The organism is Burkholderia sp. BCC1977 (assembly GCF_905339595.1).
GTDB lineage: Bacteria > Pseudomonadota > Gammaproteobacteria > Burkholderiales > Burkholderiaceae > Burkholderia.
The window spans coordinates 1-529 of the sequence record NZ_CAJPGQ010000170.1 but is presented as its reverse complement, the minus strand read 5'-3'; the positions used below and the strand labels follow the sequence as shown (position 1 = coordinate 529).

The 529-nt window shown below is 58.0% G+C and carries 1 pseudogene; it reads left to right on the top strand.

Features of this window, described 5'->3' with window-relative positions:
* Nucleotides 1-206, top strand: a pseudogene (locus tag U5771_RS35315) (IS110 family transposase); the annotation flags it as partial.
* Nucleotides 207-529: the final 323 nt, after the last annotated feature.

Below are 529 nucleotides of genomic sequence, written 5' to 3'. Positions count from 1 at the left end.
TGCGCAGTCTTCTGGTCCTCGGAGCCCGTGCCGTGATGGCCAACCTGGGCGACAAACAAGACCGGTTCAGCCGGTGGATCAGAAACTTGATGGAGCGCCGTGGTTACTGGCGGGCTGCGATCGCCATCGCAGCCAAGAACGCACGGATGGCTTGGGCAGTTCTGAAGTACGGCGACGATTTTAGGCACGAGCCGGTGGCAGCGTGAGGCTCCAGACCAATCTGCGGACTACTTCCACGGAAACCACGATAGTGCCCATGACAGGATAAAAGATCACTTTGCACTGCCAGCGGTGATGTGAAGCGGGTTGGACCCGCGCGGGGCATACCTGGACAAAATACTGGGAGTTCAATCCCGATATCCGAACGAGGCCCTCGCGCGCGTCTTTCATCAGGGTCCGGACCATTGGTCCAATATGACCGGTTGTAGTACCGCAGTCCTTCACCTTCTCACCTGCACCAGCGAAGCAGCGCAGTACGTAAGAACATCAAAGCAACGTTGAGCTTGCAGCCAACGGGGAGCCCTTGTAG